Origin of the sequence: Candidatus Electronema sp. JM (assembly GCF_048287415.1) — a bacterium.
Classification (GTDB): domain Bacteria; phylum Desulfobacterota; class Desulfobulbia; order Desulfobulbales; family Desulfobulbaceae; genus Electronema.
The window spans coordinates 1-15,473 of the sequence record NZ_JBLWEN010000016.1; the positions used below are offsets into that span (position 1 = coordinate 1).

A 15,473-nucleotide genomic window follows, 5' to 3' on the forward strand; every position below is an offset into this window, starting at 1 on the left:
CTGTAATTTCGAGTTCCATGTCTTCCTCTGTGTGCGGTTATATTCGTGCTGGACAGCAGAAATATAACACATGCGGGGAAGCATGGATTTTTCAAGATTTATAGGTCACAACTTGGGTTAAAATTCAATGCCCTGCTGCGCTTTGATGCCCTGCCGGTACGGATGCTTGACCTCGTTCAGCTCAGTGACTAAATCTGCGGCGTGCAGCAGCCGCTCTCCGGCCCCTCTGCCGGTGATCACCACATGCGCTGCCGGATTCCGCCGGGCCAGCGCGGCAAGCACCTCCTCCTCAGCGAGCATCCCGTACTTGATCGGGTAGGTCAGCTCATCCAGCACCACCAGCCGGTGTTTTTCTTCAGCCAGCGTTTGCCGGGCCAGCTCCCAGCCTGCGCGGGCGGCGGCGGCATCTTTAGTCAAGTCATCTGATTGCCACGTGAACCCTCGCCCGACGACATGGATGTCGAGCAAGTCGCTGAAACGGCCCAGGGCAGTCAGTTCGCCGGACTGCCAGCCGCCTTTGATGAACTGGATAAAGCAGATCCGCCAGCCGTGGCCAAGGGCGCGCAGGATCAGGCCGAGGGCGGCGGTGGTTTTGCCTTTGCCATTGCCAGTGTACAGCAGCAGGAGGCCCTTGCGCCCCTCCGGCGGCAGCTCAAGCCGCTCGTTCTCCGGTTCGCGGTCCAAGGTGGAAAGCAGGGCGGCAGGCACTTGTGGCAGCAGCGGTGAGCGCATGTCTTTTTAATAGAAAAACAGCTTGCTATGCGGAGAGAAAAATCGGCTGGCATTGACCGCCGCCGAAATACATGGTATTTTCTTGTGTGCAGCAGAGCGGGGCAGGATATCCCGCCTTTTTACAGCACCAACTGGCTGATGCGGACGGCAGCGGCGCATACAGTAAATCTTTTCCTCTGCGGATGCAATACGTATGATTCTCTTTTGCGAGGAATGCGGACAGCGGAACAGCATCACCCTGACTCCAGCTCTGATTGAGACCAACAGTTTCACCTGCCAGTTCTGCCGGTTCAAAAGCCCTTTTCCCTTCCTTGACAAAAATAAAAACAGCACCAGCGCCAGTTCGGTGATTGCATGGTGCCCGGAAGTGCTGCGTCTGCCGTCCGCTACCGAGCATGAAACCGTGTTCCAGCTTGATTTTGAAGTGCTGGGTGTGCCGGATCCGCAGCTCACAGTTGAGCCGTTCCGGCAGTTCGCCAAGCTGATCACCGTGGTGAAAACCGGCAAAGCCAGCTTTACGGTCACGGTCAAGGCGGCGGCGAAAAACAAAGGCCTGCCGCCGGGCCGGAGCATCCCAGTCATTATTTTCTGCGAAGAGAACATCATGACGTGGGGCACCATTCCCTTGACCCGTGAGCCGGAGGTGGACAAGGGAACTGCCGAATCTGGCGAGGGCGCCGCTGCGCCGGATGAACATCCGCAGCCTGCGCCAGCCGCAAGCCTGCCGCCGGAAAATGCCGCCGCTGGCGATGACGAGGCCGCCCCGCCCGCAGACGATGCCAGTTTGCAACAGCAGCTCATGCAGTGCAAAGCCCAGCTGCATCAGGCCCGCGCCGCTTCCTTCCGCCTTCAGAAAGAGTTGACCATCCGGCGGCAGGTGATGGACAGCCAGAATTGCGGCATCCTGTTCATCAACCAAGAGCAGCAGCTGTTGTATGCCAATCCAGCTTTTCTCAACCGCTGCGGCTGCACCTTGAATGTGGCGCAGGGCAAACGGCTGGATCAGCTCATCAGCTTTGCTGATCCAGCCGTGAATGTTGGGGCGGTATTGCAGGAGGCGGCAGAAAAAGGCAGCTGGCAGGGCAAGGCGGTGCTGCGGCAGGAAGAAGGGCAGGGCCAGCCGCAGGAGGCCGCCATTGTCATCAACCGCGCTGACGGCGACACGGATGGCAACGAACAGGGCTTCACCTGCCTGCTGTTTCCGCCGGAAAACAGCTCGATGTTCCGGCAATGCGTTGTTCCGCCTGCGCCGGGCAAGCAGCTCAGTTCTGATCTCGGCCTTGATTCGCTCACGGGTCTGGCTGACCGGCCTTCGTTTCAGCAGTATCTTGAGGATTCCATCTCGCTGCTCGGTGATGAGGCATCCAAGGGCGGACTGGCCTTGGTTTATGTGGATTTAGACCATTTCAAACAGATCAACCGCATTTTCGGCCCTGGCTTCGGCGACAAAATTTTGTGCAGCGTGGCCACGATTCTGAAGCAATGTGCGGAAGACGCAGGCGCGGATCTGGTTGCCAGAGTGAGCGGGGACGAATTCGCCATTGTCCTGCCGCCGCCCGCCAATCGGGAGCGGGCGCGGAAGCTGGCCGAAAAAATCATGCAGCGTTTCCGCACGCCGTTGAATAACGAATCCCGCGCCATTCTCATCCGGCCCAGCATCGGTTTCAGCATTTACCCGGAAGACGGCGGCACTCCGCTGGAAATGCTCCGCAATGCGGACACGGCGATGGAGGCGGCGAAAGGGGAGGGCGGCAACCGCATCTGCCAGTGGAACAGCGGCATGAAAATTCAGGCCGCTGAGAGCCTGTATTTAGAGAACGACCTGCGCAAGGCGGTGGCGGACAACGAGCTGATCAACTATTTCCAGCCCCAGGTCAGCCTGACCAACGGTTCCATCTGCGGCATGGAAGCCTTGGCCCGCTGGGTGCATCCGACCAAAGGCATGATTTCTCCTGCCGCCTTCATTCCGATTGCCGAAAACACCGGCCTGATTGAAAAACTTGGCTTGGATCTGATGCGCAAGGCCTGCGTTCAAGGCAAAAAATGGCGGGACATGGGCTTCAAGAAATTCATCATGGCGGTCAACCTCTCCGGACGGATTCTCCGGCGGCGCGATCTGTATCATCAGATCATGAGCTGCATTGAGAGCACCGGCTATCCGCCAGAGGCGTTGGAGCTGGAATTCACCGAAGGCGTGCTGATTGAAAATATGGATTTTACTATTGACCTGATCAATAAATTGCGCGAACAAGGGGTAAAAACTGCAATTGATGATTTCGGCACCGGCTATTCCTCGCTTAGTTACATCCAGCACATGAAGGTGGACAAAATCAAGATTGACCGTTCCTTCATCACCAATGTCACCACCAACAAAACTGATGCCGCCATCACCATAGGCATCATCTCCATTGCCAAAAATCTCGGTTTCCGGGTGATTGCTGAAGGAATTGAGACCGAGGAGCATCTCTTTTTCCTGCAAAAAAGCCGCTGCGACGAAGGGCAGGGATTTTTATTCAGTGCGCCGATTTCCGAAAAGGACATGAGTGCCCTGCTGCTGCGCGACACCAGCGTTGCTCTCAGTCATAAGCGGATGATTGACAAGTTTTATTCGGTGCTGGCAACCGATGGGAAAAAACATCGCCGCCACTGATGGTTACCTGCTGCCGTTGAGGCTGCGCAGGAGCATGAGCTGGCCGAGGAGCACGGCGGCGGCAGTGTCAACGTGGAGTATCCGGCTGCCCATGCTGAAGGCGGCAAAATTCTGCTCCACGAAACTGCGCAGTTCAAAATCGTTCCAGCCGCCTTCCGGGCCGATGGCCAGCAGGATATTTCCTCTGCATTGATCAGAAGATGCCACTTCCGGCAGGGTTGTGGGCACGCCGGGATGAGCGAGCAGCCCTTTGCCTGTCAGCGTCGGCAGGACATCTTCCATAAAAATTTTGAACTGGGGATGAAGACGCACTTCCGGCAGGCGGGTGTCCGCCGCCGCCTGCGTCAGTCCCTCCAGCAGCCGCTCAGTGATTTTTTCCGGCAGCAGGGCAGGGGAGTGAAAGAAGGATTTCTCGACTTTCGCCGAGCGGATGAGGTGGATGCGGGCCACGCCCAGTGTCGCCGCCTGTTTGAGTATGCGCTGAAGCATGATCGGGCGGGGCAGGGCAAGGATCAGCTCCACCGGCGGCGGCGGCGGCGGCTCGCGCTCCAGCCGCACGGCCAGCCGCACGGTCGCTGCGTCCAAGCTGAGGACAGTTCCCTGCCCCAGTTTGCCGTTGATCATGCCGAGGCGCACTGTGTCGCCGGGTTGCAGCGCAAGAACGCTGCGGATGTGCTCGCCCCGAAAATCAGTCAGCAGCAGCTCTCCGCCGCGCAACTCCTGCTCAGTGAAAAGAAGAAGATTCACAGCGGCGCGGCAGAGAGCAGGACGGTCTCAGACTGAGGCCACGTACTGGCGGATGGACTCGGCGATGGTGCGGAAGATGCGGGTGAAGGTCTCCTCATCGCGTTCCAGCAGGGTGATGCGGAAGCCCTGCAAGGCCGTGGCGAAGGAGGTGAGCGGCACCACGCAGATGCCGGTCGAGCCGAGCAGATAATAGACAAAGCGCTTGTCCGGCTCCACGCCGGGGCCACTGACCATCTTTTCCACCGTCTCGCGCACCGCGTCGCTGGCGATGGGCAGGCTCTGCTTGTGATTGAGCAGGCCGTGCTCAAAGACCACGCTCATGTAGAACGCGCCGTTGGTGCGGTTGACCAGCACCCCTTTCAGTCCTTTGAGAATATCGTAGGCGATGTTCGAGTACCGCTCATAGCGGCGGATGCGCTCGCTGAGGTACTTCGGATATTCCGGGTGCGTGACCACCTTGGGCAGGACAAGCTGCGGCAGGGTGGTGGAGCAAACCTCCATCATCTTGGCGTTGAGGATGGACTTGGTGTATTTCTCGAACATGCAGTCGTGGTGGCCGTTGTAAACCTCCATCCAGCCGCAGCGTCCGCCGGGCCACGGCATCTCCTTTGACACGCCACGCAGGCAGATCGCAGGCACGCGCTTGCCGATCACGGTGGCCAGCGGCACCGCTTTGGTGCCGTTGTAAACCATGTTCTGATAGACCTCGTCGCAGACCAAGAAAAGATCGTAGCGGTCGGCGATGTCCACTATCGCCCGCAGGATGCTCTCAGGATAGACCGCGCCGGTCGGGTTGTCCGGGTTGATGATCAAGATGCCCGCGATGGCCGGGTTGTATTTGACATGGCACTCCAAATCATCCAAGTCCGGGAACCAGTTGTGATTCGGATCAAGGATGTAGGTCAGCGGGCTGTCGCCGGCATGGGCCGCCTCGGCGGACGAATGCGTGGTGTAGCTCGGTGTGGGCACAATCACCCGCGCCGTGGGCCGGAGGAAGCCGAAAACCTTGGAGATCGCGTCGCCGAGGCCGTTGAAGAAAAGAATGTCTTCCGCCGTGATCTGCGCCCCGCCCAAGGCGTTGGTCTGCGCCGCGATGAACTCGCGGGTGGCCAGCACGCCGCGTGTCGGCGAATAGCCGTAGCTCGCATCCTCTTGGGCCGCCGCCGCGACGATGTCCTTCATCCAGCCGGGAATCTGCTCACCTTTGGCGACCGGGTCGCCGATGTTCTCCCAGTTCACCTTCACGCCCAAGGCCTGAAGCTGGTTGCCGACATTGACGATGTTGCGAATCTCGTAGGTGAGTTCGCCTGCGCCGGCATGGACAATGTTCGTTCGCATGGACTTCTCTCTCTTTTTCAGCGGCTCATTCAAAATAAGAAGGGTTGCTTGCGCGATGTTTGCGCACAGGCACAAGTCATTACCACAGCCGGAGCCAGCCGTCAACAGTCAAACGGCGCAGCTCAGGACATGCCGCTGTCCAAACCGTATTTTCTCAGCTTATTGAGCAGGGTTTTGCGGGTGATTTGGAGACGGCGGGCCGCCTCGCTTTTGTTGCCGCCGGTGGCGATCAGGGTTTTGACAATCAGCTGCAATTCCGCTGAACGGAGCGTGCCTTCCGGCCCGACATCATCTTTGCGGTTCATGCTCAACCAGCGCTGGATGGACAACGGCAGGCTCTCCACATCGAGATATTCCCCTTTGGTCAAGATCACGCCGCGCTCGATGGCATTTTCCAGCTCGCGCACATTGCCCGGCCACAGATAGCGGTTAAGCACGTCCATGCAGGTTGGGGTGATGCCTTTGACCCGGCGTTTGTTGCGCTTGGAGCAGCGGCGGAGAAAAAAATCCGCCAAGAGCGGAATATCTCCGGCCCGCTCGCGCAGCGACGGCACTTCAAGGGTGACGACATTCAGGCGGTAGTACAAATCCTCGCGGAAGCGGCCTTCCTGCACTTCTTTTTCCAAATCGCGGTTGGTGGCAGTAAGCACCCGGACATCCACACTGATGAGGTCTTGGCCGCCGACCCGCAGCAATTCATGCTCCTGAAGCACCCGCAGCAATTTTGCCTGCATGGCTGGCGTGGTTTCGCCAATTTCATCAAGGAACAGCGTGCCATGCTGGGCTTGGACAAAACAGCCCTCGCGCCGCCGGTCGGCACCAGTGAACGCGCCCTTTTCATGGCCGAACAGCTCGGATTCCAGCAGATTTTCCGCCAGAGCGGCGCAGTTCACTTTGACAAAAGGGCCGTCCTTGCGCAGGCTGCGGTAATGCAGAGCGGAAGCCACCAGCTCCTTGCCGGTGCCGGAATCGCCGCTGATCAGCACCGTGGCTTCAGTCGGCGCAACTTGGATGATCATTTCCCACAGAGCCTGCATCGGCGGCGAGCTGCCGAGAATCCGCCCCGCTTCATCAAAGGGCTGACCGCCATGCGGCTCCAGCAGGATTTCCTCGTTTTGGCGGTGGCTCATCGCCATTTCCGCTGTCCGCCGCAGCCGCGCCGCATCAACCGGCTTGACTAAATAATCGTGCGCACCGAGCTTGATCGCCTCAACCGCTGTCGGCACCAACGAGTTGCCCGTCAGCATCACCACTGGAATCGCCGGATTGATCGCCCGGATTTTTCGCAAGGCCTCCAATCCATTCATATTGGTCATGATGACATCCATCAGCACCAGATCGAACGGGCTGCGGCGCACCTCCTCAACCGCTGTCTCGCCGTCATCGGCCTCCACACAAAGCCAGCCCCAGTTCGTCAGAATAGAATTGAGCAGGCAGCGCTGGGCCACCTCGTCATCCACGATCAAAACTTTTGCGGTGTTCTTTTTCATCTCTTCTGCCTGTTGTTGCGCCGGAGCTTCCGCCGTTCAGCTCATCTGCATAAAGGTAGGTGGAAAACGCCGCGCTGTCCATAAAAAAAATTGGCCGCGCTCAGGCGCAGAAGGTCCCCGGCGAAAAACTGCGCAGGGCAGAAAGCAAAAATGCCAAATCACTGTCCGCCGCGCACCGGCACGTACAGGCGCAGGCTGCGCTCCCCGCTGACGGTGGCGGGCCTCTGCCATCAGCATCCTCAAGAAACAGGAATTCTTACTGATCATGCCGCCGATGCCTATGTGAGCGTGACCGGCGGCTCAATTTCAGCGAATGAGATGCTGCGGATTCAGGCAGTGCTGGATTTGCGCGAGAACCGTTTGCAACTTAACCTGCTGGATATGAAAGATGGAGGACGGGCAGGCGCGGCGGTGCTGGTGGTGAAAGAGTAACGCCTATAGAGGGCGAAAGATTTTTCGCCCCTGCGCCCTATACCGCCATCCTTCCATCCCGCAGCTCAACAATCCTATGCGCGGTCTTGGCCAGCTCAGGGTTGTGAGTGACGAGAATGATGGTCAGGCCGTCGCGCTGGTTCAGCTCCTGCAAGACGTGGCTGATCTCATGGCTGCGGGCGGAGTCAAGATTGCCAGTGGGTTCGTCCGCCAAAAGTATCTTCGGCCTGTTGATCAGCGAGCGGGCGATGGCCACCCGCTGCATCTCGCCGCCAGAGAGCTGTCCCGGCAGATGCTTCATCCGCTTGTCCAAGCCCAGCGATTGAAGCAGGGCCACGGCGCGCTCATCTGCGTTGTCCTTCTGGTAAAAGGTGCAGGGCAGCAGCACATTTTCCAGGACGTTCAGGGTGGGAATCAGATAGAATTTTTGGAAGATATAGCCGAACAGCTCGCGCCGCACTTTGGTCAGCTCGCGCTCGGAAACGGCTTTCTGCTGGCCAAAGATGGTCCGCCCAGCAATGTCGAGGCTGCCGGACGTGGGATTGTCCAAACAGCCAAGGATGTTGATCAGCGTGGTCTTGCCAGAGCCAGACGGCCCAATAAAGGCAACGTATTCGCCCTCCTTGATCTCCAGCGAAACCTTGTTCACTGCCACAACTTCCTCAGTGCCGCGCCGATAGACCTTGCACAGGTCGCGTGCGGCAATGGCAATCGCATTGCTCATGATGCTCACCCCATTTCGTTGCGGATGGATTCCAAAGGACGAACCCGCGCCGCCTTCCACGCCGGATAGATGCCGCTGATCAAACCGATTCCAAGCACAGACACTAATGTCAGGAGAATGAGCTTGAAATCCAGCAGGATCAGTGAGCCAGTCGGGGCATAAGGCAGCAGTCTGCGGATCAGCACTTCGGTGAGTTGTGAAAGCCCGAAGGCCATGACAGTGCCGAGCAGGCCGCCGAGCAGACAGAGAATAAAGGTCTCTATCCAGATCAGCTTGAAGATATCTTCTGGCATCGCACCAATACTTTTCAAGATGCCGATCTCCTGATAGCGTTCAAAGACGGACATCAATATGGTGTTGATCACGCCGACCATAGCAATGAGCACGGCAATGACAGCTATAGACAGCACCATCACTTTTGCTGTGGAGACAAGGTTCATGATGGTCTGTTTAACTTGGGCGAGGGAGACTACCTGCACGTCTGGCAGTTTGTAGAGCTTTTCCTCCAGCTTGGCAATGTTCGCATCTTTCTTCACTTTAATGCCGAGTCCGGTCAATTCTCCAGGTTTCTCGAAAATCTTCTGCACCGCCTTGAAGGGAATAAAGATCGTGCCGTCATCCTGTGTGCCAGTGCGCTTGAGAATGCCGACTACCTTCAGCTCAATATTCTTTTCTGGAATGAGCAAGATGTCACCAACTTCACGCTGCTCCAGCTCGGCAGCCTCATAGCCCAGCACTGCTTCATAGGCCGCTGCGTCCTTGAACCAGCCGCCCTGCTTGAATTCCAAATAGGTCTTCATCTGCGGAAATGTAGCTGGATCAACGCCGAGATAGGCCGACATACCGCCGCTTTCGCCTTTGTTGGGATCGAAGATTGCCTGCATCAGCATCGGAGTCATCTTTTCCACTTCAGCATTGGCGGCAACATCTTGCACAAGGCTCTCTTTCATGTAGCGGAGGCTGGTGCCGCCTTTCAACATCAAGGTTGCGGCTTCATAAGGACAGCCTTTGGCGGTGACAACAATTTGAAATCCCATGTTGTCAATGTCACGGTTTAAGGATGCCTCATAGCCTTTGTTGAACCCCATCAGGCTGGCCAACACCCAAGCTGAGAGGCCAACACCGATAATGGTCAATGAGCTTCTGACCTTTTTCCGCAACAGATTCTTGTAGCAGACTGTGGTTATGCTGATCATTTTTCTTCCTTGCTGACAGAGGGAAGAGCAACCCCGCCTGCAAGAAAGACTTGAGGCGGGGCGGAGAGGAACGTATAGACGGTGTTAGAAACTCAGCCACGCGAACGCATAAAGGGTGTTGTTATCCTCTGCTGAACGCCCGGAACCATCATAGTTGTCACTGCTGCCATCAAACTTCGAGTAGTACGTGTATTGCAGACCAAGCCGCAGATTCTTCCATGAAGAGCTGAAGGAAGCATCTTTGCCGAATGGAATATATTCCGCTTGGATGATATAGCCTTGCGAATCAGGGCTGCCAGTTCTGCTGTCAGCATAGACAAGGCTGTCTGAATCTCCGCTGATTATGAATGGCCCGCCACTGAGCGCATAGGTCTGCTGATAAACCCAGCCAGCATTTGCTCTGAACGTGTCGAGACTGTTTGAGGAGGAACTTGCATCCCCCAGAGCATGGCTTGCATCCAGCTCTTGTTTCTCATGAATGAAGCTGAGATTGGCCGTAAAAATATTTGCGCTGTTGTTGTTAAACTGATAGGTGGCATCCCAACCGATGTCAGTATAGCGATCAGTCCCAGCACTGCTGTCGCCTCCTGGCTCAGTTTCTGCTGACATGCCAATCATGCCGACAGAAGCATAGTGCGAGCCAAAGTCATGCTGAAGCATCACACGGCCATACGGAGCCAAGCCATTGATTGGTGACTCTCCGGCAACTGCGTCGCTTGAAACACCAAAGTTACGCTGCCATTTCGTGGACAGCATTTTATATGCGCCAGCTTCCGCATAGAGCAGGTTATTGAACATCGCATAAGCAGACAACCCCACAACTTGGTCAGCGAAAGACCCCTCAAGAATAGGCGCGGCAGCAGGTGTTGGCGAAAGCGCGGAGCTTACATACGGAAATCCCCAGATCGGAGTTGAATTCCATAAGTCCTGAACGGTTGGCGAATTGTTCAGCGACAGTCCATATACCAAATCGGTCTTGCCTATCGTGGCAGTGTCGGCAAAGCGGACATCAACGTTGTCCCAAGACATGCCGAAATGCTCCAGACCATCGTTCATGCCTTGATGCTCCACGCCATCATAGGTGACTTGGCCGAACATGCCGATCTTGTCGGTGATGCGGCCAGCATAGAACAAACTGACTTCATCCAGCGCCACGTTGTCGTTGTCATTGAAACTTGGGGCTGCGCCGCCATCCTGATCTGCTTTGGTGTGACTGAACGAGCCTAAAACCATCGCGGACACAGGCGGAAGTTTCTGCGGCGCACCGTTTGACATCGTGTATCCTTTCATCTTGAAATCACGGCCAAAGGATGTCAGGGCCGGCCCAAACGCAGTGACATGGCATGCAGCGCAAGATACACCTGTCTGCCGAGCAAAACTTGGCACGGCATCAGCTCGGCTTGATAGCAACAGAACAGCCGAAAACACAGACAGTGATGCTATCAATAACCCAGATTCCCTTTTCATACATCCTCCTCGTAAATTTTGACATGATATTGAAGTGATACCGATCCAGCAAACAAGTTTGTCAGTGCCAATACCTCATTATCAAGGTCGTTTTCTTTGATGTCAAATTATTTTGCATCAAAATTATGGACCGTTATTGCTCGAAGTTATTGCAGATGCTTGTTGCCATAAACAAACTGATCCATCAGTATCAGGTTTTTCTTCGTCGCCCGCAGCGCGGCCCGGAAGTCTTCTTCCGCCTCTGGCACCGGATTCTTGATCTGATCCACCTTGCCGGGCGGCACACTCTTGCCCGCTTTCACATCGTAAGGATAAAAATCCTTCAGATTTAAGCCGATAAACTGTTTGCCGAAGTCCGGTTCGCGCAGAGCCTTGGCCGCTTTCGAGGTCAGCTTTTGGAAATAGAAGGACTTGATCGTGCCTTCCGTATCCAAGACGAGAAAGACTTGGATGCCGCCGTACTTTCCCTTCTGATTCACGCCGTGGATATAGCCGATCTTCTCTTTATCCTTGAAGATTTCATAGAGTGTGTAGGGCACGTCAACGGTTTCATATAAGCCCTGAAACGCATCGCCCAGCCGCTTCTCAATCTCTTTCAGCAACGGCTCGCCGCCGAGCTTGTCCAACGAAAGATAACTGGTTTTGTAGCCGGTGGATTCTGGATACAGGCGGGCCACATCCTTGTCCGGGTCGTTGAGATCGCAGCCCACGGCGGCATGGGCCTGATCAGGGGCGAACAGAAAAACAAATGCCAGCAGCATGAGCAGCCAGATTTTCTGCATGATTTTCTCCTTGGCGGAAATCTTTTAATCCCCGCCGACTGTTTGAAAGCAGCCGCAGGGGATGAGAACGTCCCAAAAATATATTTCCTCATAGGAAAAAGGGATGAGGAAATAGGCGCGGACTGTTTGCTCATAGGAATTTCCTATGAGCAAATAGGAAAAATACAGAAACAGCACGTTCTGTAGGGGCGGTTCGCAAACCGCCCCTACGAAAAATCACAATATCTTGCTGTAATAATAAATCTGCACCACCGCCCGGTTCTCGTCGGCCAGCTCATCGTGCTGATACATGGCCCGCAAGGTGAGTTCGTCTGTGAGCTGATAGGTCGGCCCAGCGGCGAATTGGAAGCCGTCCGCATCGCCAATCTTGCTGTATTCCGGCTGGATTTCCAACTTCAGGCGGCCTTCATCAAGCAGATTTACGCCGAAGCGGGCGAAAACGGCATAGGCATCCTGGTCCATCAGCGTGCCGCCCATCGCCTCAAAGCGGGCCTCGTAATTATCGAACAGATAGGAACAATCCAGCCCGGCCAAGGACAGTTCCATCGGCTCGTCGTGCATCACTTCATAGCCCATCGTGTGCAGAGTTTCGCCGTGCGCCAGCGAGAAGCCGAGGCTGTAATTGTCCTGATTGAGAAAGCCGTTGCTGATCCGCGCTGAGGCGAGATAGTTGCCCTCAAAGCGGAGCGGCATTCCGCTGCCGGTGGTGACGGATGCGCTGATGTTGCCCCAGGAGAGATCGTGGTTCGCGCCGAAACCCCAGTCGCGGTCAAAGCCGAAGCCGTCCATTGTGATGGTTGGCAGGAGCAGGGCGTGCGTGTCCAGCACCGAGGACAGGCCAAGTGCAGGCCGGTTGTGCCCAGCCCAGACATCCGCCCAGCCCGCCTTGTGCTTGTAATAGGCGTTGTAAAGCTGCGGCTCCAGCTCGTCCTCGGCATCAGGATCATAGGCCAGCCTGCCCTGCACCGCGATCATGCCGAAATCGCCGGTCTCGCCGGACAACCGCTGGATGAAGTCAAAGCCAACTGAGGATTTTTGCATCACGTCTTCACTGCTTTCCGAATGAAAAATGATGCCATCCTCCTTTGCGGAATATCCGGCCACGCCTTGGGCCTCAAAATAAAGCAGGCGGCTGGAAGCCAAGGCGGATGCAGGAAGCAGCGAGGCGAGCAGGGCGGCGGTCAGGGCGCGCATGATCAGATATCGAAGCTGATGATGCCGCGATACAGCACCTTGTCATCCTTGCGGAAAACGAGCTTCACCGCCCAGCCGCCGGGCATGACCACATCCACCGGCGTGACATAATCGCCCTCTTTATTTTTCTTGAATTCCACTTCACCGGAATCATGATGGCCGGGCATGGACGGCATCCCGGAATCAGCAGTGATTTTGAGCGAGGAATCCTTCTTGCCGTCTTTGTCCGCCACCTCAATCTTGAGAATTGAGATGCCCAAAGCTGGTTTCTGCGCAAATTTATAGACAAAAGAATAGTCAGTGCCTATGGCGACTTTTTTTCCTTCGCCGGGCAGCGGCTCGTATTTGTCTTCCGCATGAAGAGGAAGCGCGGCCATGAAGAAAAACAGCAGAAGCGCGGCGACTTGAAGTCCTCGTGTTGCAAAGCAGTGTTTCATGATTTCTGTTGGAAGAAGGAAAAAAGAAGGCGGGGCAACCCCGCCTCGTTAGCAGAATTATTGCCCTTGCTGCCGTTTCGGTCCGCCCGCGCCGCCACCTTCTTTGGGCGGATGATCAGGACGGAGGACGAGTTGCTCTCCTTGCTTGACGCAGGTGCCGGTGATTTTCTGCCCCTGCGGTCCAGTCAGCTCGGCTTTGTCGCCTTCTTGTTTATTCTTGCACGCCGCAAACGCTTCCGACGGCGGCTGTGGACGACCTTCTTGGCCGCCTTGTCCTTCGCGTTGCGGCGGATGATCAGGGCGGAGGAAGAGCTGCTCACCATGCTTGACGCAGGTGCCGGTGATTTTCTGCCCCTGCGGTCCAGTCAGCTCGGCTTTGTCGCCTTCTTGTTTATCCTTGCACGCCGCAAACGCTTCCGACGGCGGCTGTGGACGACCGCCTTCCTGTGCAGGCGGCGCATCCTTTTGGCCAAACGCGCTGGCCGCCAAAACCAGAGACACTGCCGCAACACCCAGCACTGCTCTTTTCCAATTCATAGCGATCACCTTGAGAGAAAAAATAAGGAACTCTTCGTAAAGTATGAGCAGAACTGCCGCAAAGGGCAAGCTGAAAACAACACCGCCCTGCTCCTTTTTCAGGAGCAGGGCGGGCAGTATTCACCAGTTCATAAGAACCGCAGCGCGCGGTTCTGGTCAGTCACAGGTCAATGTTCAGCCGGGGTTGGTGTGCCCTTGGTGCTGAAGGTTATAGTCTTGTCAGCCATATCCACCACCGGCAGCTCAGGCACTTCGGTCAAGCCATAGACCTCAGTCAGGTCGAAACCTTTCGGCTGATTAGTCAGCAGCTTTGCAGCCACCTTCTGGTCAGCAGCTCGCCAGCGCAGTTTAGCGCGGAAGGTGACCTTATGGGTCTTATGATCACCAAGGGTGGTGTAGTACACATCACGGTAGCCCTTGGGCGGAATGATGTCATGCCGGGAGAAGGAGACAATCTCCCACGGATCAACTGCAAACTTCATGTGATGATCCATACCGTCCGAGTTGAAAACATAGGTGTTCTCATCAAGATCGCCTTTATTCGGGCCTGATTTTTTGATAAATCCGCTCCGAATTTCAACCTTGCCCTTTTCATCGGTGGCAAGCACTTCAAGCCACATCTGGCGGATGTTGGTCAGCGAAGTGGGCATGGAATGACCGCAGCGGTTGTTATGCACCCGCACTTTGACCTTGGACAGCTCGCCATTTGTGTCATAAATCGGGGTGATGTCAATTTCAGCGGCAGCTTTCAGTCTGGCTACAGCCATTTCATATTTCTTGTGGGCATTAGCAGCCAGCTTCTCATCGCCCATCTTCTTGGCCCGCAGCTCCTCCAGGAAATACATGGTGAAGTTGGCGCCGTTGAAGAAATGGCGGTACTCCTGCCGTGTCGGCTTTTGGAAGGTATCGGCAGACCGCTTGAAGGTCTCGATATCAACCATGTGACAGTCTTGGCATTGAATGCCGTTGACGGCATACATGCTCCGCTTCCATTCAGCGTAAGTATGCTCAAGCGGCGTATGTTCTTTATAATGGAAGACCTGATGGCAGCCTGCGCACAGTTCGGCCCGCAGATGCAGAGGTGATTCCACGCACTCATGGAAGCCGCCGCCGCAACCGTTATAGTTAGCGAAGGGGCCATATTTAGTACGGATGCCTTGGCCAGTCTTCTCATCTTTTCTGCCTGGCGAGAGCACATACGAGCCATTCTCCGGCTCATGTGAGGGAGTCTCCCAATGCGTGTGCCGCTTGATCGAATGGCAGACATCACAGGACACGCCTGCCTTGGCAAGATCAGACAGCTTCTTGAAGTCGAATTCCTCTGGCAGATCGCCGGAAACCACCGCCGCCGCCGTGTGACAGCCTTCGCACTGCTTGGTGATTCCTTTGCCCACCGCTTTGACCGCCAGATTCAGCTCACCAAGATAGATCGGATCGCGGAACGCCTGCGCGTGCATAGAGCCTTGCCAGTCCTCATATTGCTGCGGATGACAGCCTGCGCAGGTGAAAACTGAAGGTGCGACAAACGGCACGCCGTTGTTTTCAAACTGAATATTGGACGGATAAAATGGATATTTTTTTAGCTGCTCCTCGCTGTACCGAGTGTAGGGCTGGCTCCAGACATTGGCCAGCTCTTTATCCACCTCGTTCGGATTAGGCGGCATGACGCTGGGCTGCGGCGGTGTATAAGGCGGCATCAGCGGCGCAGTCTGGCTCTGTGTTGGATTTTGAGCAGGCTTGGCTCCGC

General features: G+C 56.0%; 14 protein-coding genes. 2 read left to right on the top strand and 12 right to left on the bottom strand.

What is annotated here, in order from left to right; genetic code table 11:
• Positions 1–117 precede the first annotated feature (117 nt).
• Complete coding sequence (gene cobO / locus ACNKH6_RS03765) at positions 118–732, bottom strand: cob(I)yrinic acid a,c-diamide adenosyltransferase (RefSeq protein ID WP_417914212.1); 615 nt, start codon at positions 730–732, stop codon at positions 118–120.
• A 193-nt stretch (positions 733–925) separates the two neighbouring features.
• Here cobO and ACNKH6_RS03770 point away from each other — a divergent pair, with 193 nt between their 5' ends.
• A complete protein-coding gene (locus ACNKH6_RS03770) occupies positions 926–3,382 on the top strand; it encodes an EAL domain-containing protein (RefSeq protein WP_417914213.1) in 2,457 nt (818 codons plus the stop codon).
• A 3-nt stretch (positions 3,383–3,385) separates the two neighbouring features.
• On the opposite strand, the gene ACNKH6_RS03775 is transcribed toward ACNKH6_RS03770, so the two are convergent.
• The 3 genes from ACNKH6_RS03775 to ACNKH6_RS03785 form a co-directional block, all read right to left on the bottom strand.
• Entirely contained in the window at positions 3,386–4,129 is a 744-nt protein-coding gene (locus ACNKH6_RS03775; protein WP_417914214.1) for a 16S rRNA (uracil(1498)-N(3))-methyltransferase, read from the bottom strand.
• A gap of 27 nt (positions 4,130–4,156) precedes the next feature.
• Positions 4,157–5,467 (bottom strand): pyridoxal phosphate-dependent aminotransferase, encoded by a 1,311-nt coding sequence (locus ACNKH6_RS03780; protein ID WP_417914215.1) that lies wholly within the window; start codon positions 5,465–5,467, stop codon positions 4,157–4,159.
• Positions 5,468–5,589: 122 nt separating this feature from the next.
• Entirely contained in the window at positions 5,590–6,957 is a 1,368-nt protein-coding gene (locus ACNKH6_RS03785) for a sigma-54-dependent transcriptional regulator (RefSeq protein ID WP_417914216.1), read from the bottom strand.
• Between the two features lie 150 nt (positions 6,958–7,107).
• Between ACNKH6_RS03785 and ACNKH6_RS03790 the strand changes: the two genes are divergently transcribed.
• Positions 7,108–7,389, top strand: a complete 282-nt coding sequence (locus tag ACNKH6_RS03790) for a hypothetical protein (RefSeq protein WP_417914217.1) — start codon at positions 7,108–7,110, stop codon at positions 7,387–7,389.
• A 37-nt stretch (positions 7,390–7,426) separates the two neighbouring features.
• Here ACNKH6_RS03790 and ACNKH6_RS03795 read toward each other — a convergent pair whose 3' ends face one another.
• The 8 genes from ACNKH6_RS03795 to ACNKH6_RS03830 all read right to left on the bottom strand — a co-directional run bounded on the left by ACNKH6_RS03795 (position 7,427) and on the right by ACNKH6_RS03830 (position 15,423).
• The gene (locus ACNKH6_RS03795; RefSeq protein ID WP_417914218.1) at positions 7,427–8,113 is read right to left on the bottom strand and encodes an ABC transporter ATP-binding protein; all 687 of its coding nucleotides are present in this window, start codon (positions 8,111–8,113) and stop codon (positions 7,427–7,429) included.
• 5 nt (positions 8,114–8,118) lie between these two features.
• On the bottom strand, positions 8,119–9,309 hold the full coding sequence (locus tag ACNKH6_RS03800) for an ABC transporter permease (protein WP_417914219.1): 1,191 nt from the start codon (positions 9,307–9,309) through the stop codon (positions 8,119–8,121).
• A gap of 84 nt (positions 9,310–9,393) precedes the next feature.
• Positions 9,394–10,776 carry a cytochrome C gene (locus ACNKH6_RS03805; protein WP_417914220.1) on the bottom strand — a complete coding sequence of 461 codons (1,383 nt, stop codon included), beginning with the start codon at positions 10,774–10,776 and terminating at the stop codon, positions 9,394–9,396.
• Between the two features lie 146 nt (positions 10,777–10,922).
• Positions 10,923–11,558, bottom strand: a complete 636-nt coding sequence (locus ACNKH6_RS03810; RefSeq protein WP_417914221.1) for a hypothetical protein — start codon at positions 11,556–11,558, stop codon at positions 10,923–10,925.
• Positions 11,559–11,774: 216 nt separating this feature from the next.
• On the bottom strand, positions 11,775–12,752 hold the full coding sequence (locus tag ACNKH6_RS03815) for a hypothetical protein (protein ID WP_417914222.1): 978 nt from the start codon (positions 12,750–12,752) through the stop codon (positions 11,775–11,777).
• A 2-nt stretch (positions 12,753–12,754) separates the two neighbouring features.
• Positions 12,755–13,189, bottom strand: coding sequence for a FixH family protein (locus ACNKH6_RS03820; protein ID WP_417914223.1), 435 nt, complete (start codon positions 13,187–13,189; stop codon positions 12,755–12,757).
• Positions 13,190–13,246: 57 nt separating this feature from the next.
• Entirely contained in the window at positions 13,247–13,726 is a 480-nt protein-coding gene (locus tag ACNKH6_RS03825; RefSeq protein WP_417914224.1) for a hypothetical protein, read from the bottom strand.
• Positions 13,727–13,893: 167 nt separating this feature from the next.
• Positions 13,894–15,423 (bottom strand): cytochrome c family protein, encoded by a 1,530-nt coding sequence (locus ACNKH6_RS03830; protein ID WP_417914267.1) that lies wholly within the window; start codon positions 15,421–15,423, stop codon positions 13,894–13,896.
• Between the last annotated feature and the right edge of the window lie 50 nt (positions 15,424–15,473).

Bases quoted from the DNA above. Each gene is read 5' to 3' on its own strand.
- ACNKH6_RS03805 (WP_417914220.1), bottom strand. From the start codon at position 10,776: ATGAAAAGGGAATCTGGGTTATTGATAGCATCACTGTCTGTGTTTTCG.
- ACNKH6_RS03795 (WP_417914218.1), bottom strand. From the start codon at position 8,113: ATGAGCAATGCGATTGCCATTGCCGCACGCGACCTGTGCAAGGTCTAT.
- ACNKH6_RS03825 (WP_417914224.1), bottom strand. From the start codon at position 13,726: ATGAATTGGAAAAGAGCAGTGCTGGGTGTTGCGGCAGTGTCTCTGGTT.
- ACNKH6_RS03790 (WP_417914217.1), top strand. From the start codon at position 7,108: ATGCCAAATCACTGTCCGCCGCGCACCGGCACGTACAGGCGCAGGCTG.
- cobO (WP_417914212.1), bottom strand. From the start codon at position 732: ATGCGCTCACCGCTGCTGCCACAAGTGCCTGCCGCCCTGCTTTCCACC.
- ACNKH6_RS03780 (WP_417914215.1), bottom strand. From the start codon at position 5,467: ATGCGAACGAACATTGTCCATGCCGGCGCAGGCGAACTCACCTACGAG.
- ACNKH6_RS03820 (WP_417914223.1), bottom strand. From the start codon at position 13,189: ATGAAACACTGCTTTGCAACACGAGGACTTCAAGTCGCCGCGCTTCTG.
- ACNKH6_RS03830 (WP_417914267.1), bottom strand. From the start codon at position 15,423: ATGCCGCCTTATACACCGCCGCAGCCCAGCGTCATGCCGCCTAATCCG.
- ACNKH6_RS03810 (WP_417914221.1), bottom strand. From the start codon at position 11,558: ATGCAGAAAATCTGGCTGCTCATGCTGCTGGCATTTGTTTTTCTGTTC.
- ACNKH6_RS03770 (WP_417914213.1), top strand. From the start codon at position 926: ATGATTCTCTTTTGCGAGGAATGCGGACAGCGGAACAGCATCACCCTG.
- ACNKH6_RS03800 (WP_417914219.1), bottom strand. From the start codon at position 9,309: ATGATCAGCATAACCACAGTCTGCTACAAGAATCTGTTGCGGAAAAAG.
- ACNKH6_RS03815 (WP_417914222.1), bottom strand. From the start codon at position 12,752: ATGCGCGCCCTGACCGCCGCCCTGCTCGCCTCGCTGCTTCCTGCATCC.
- ACNKH6_RS03785 (WP_417914216.1), bottom strand. From the start codon at position 6,957: ATGAAAAAGAACACCGCAAAAGTTTTGATCGTGGATGACGAGGTGGCC.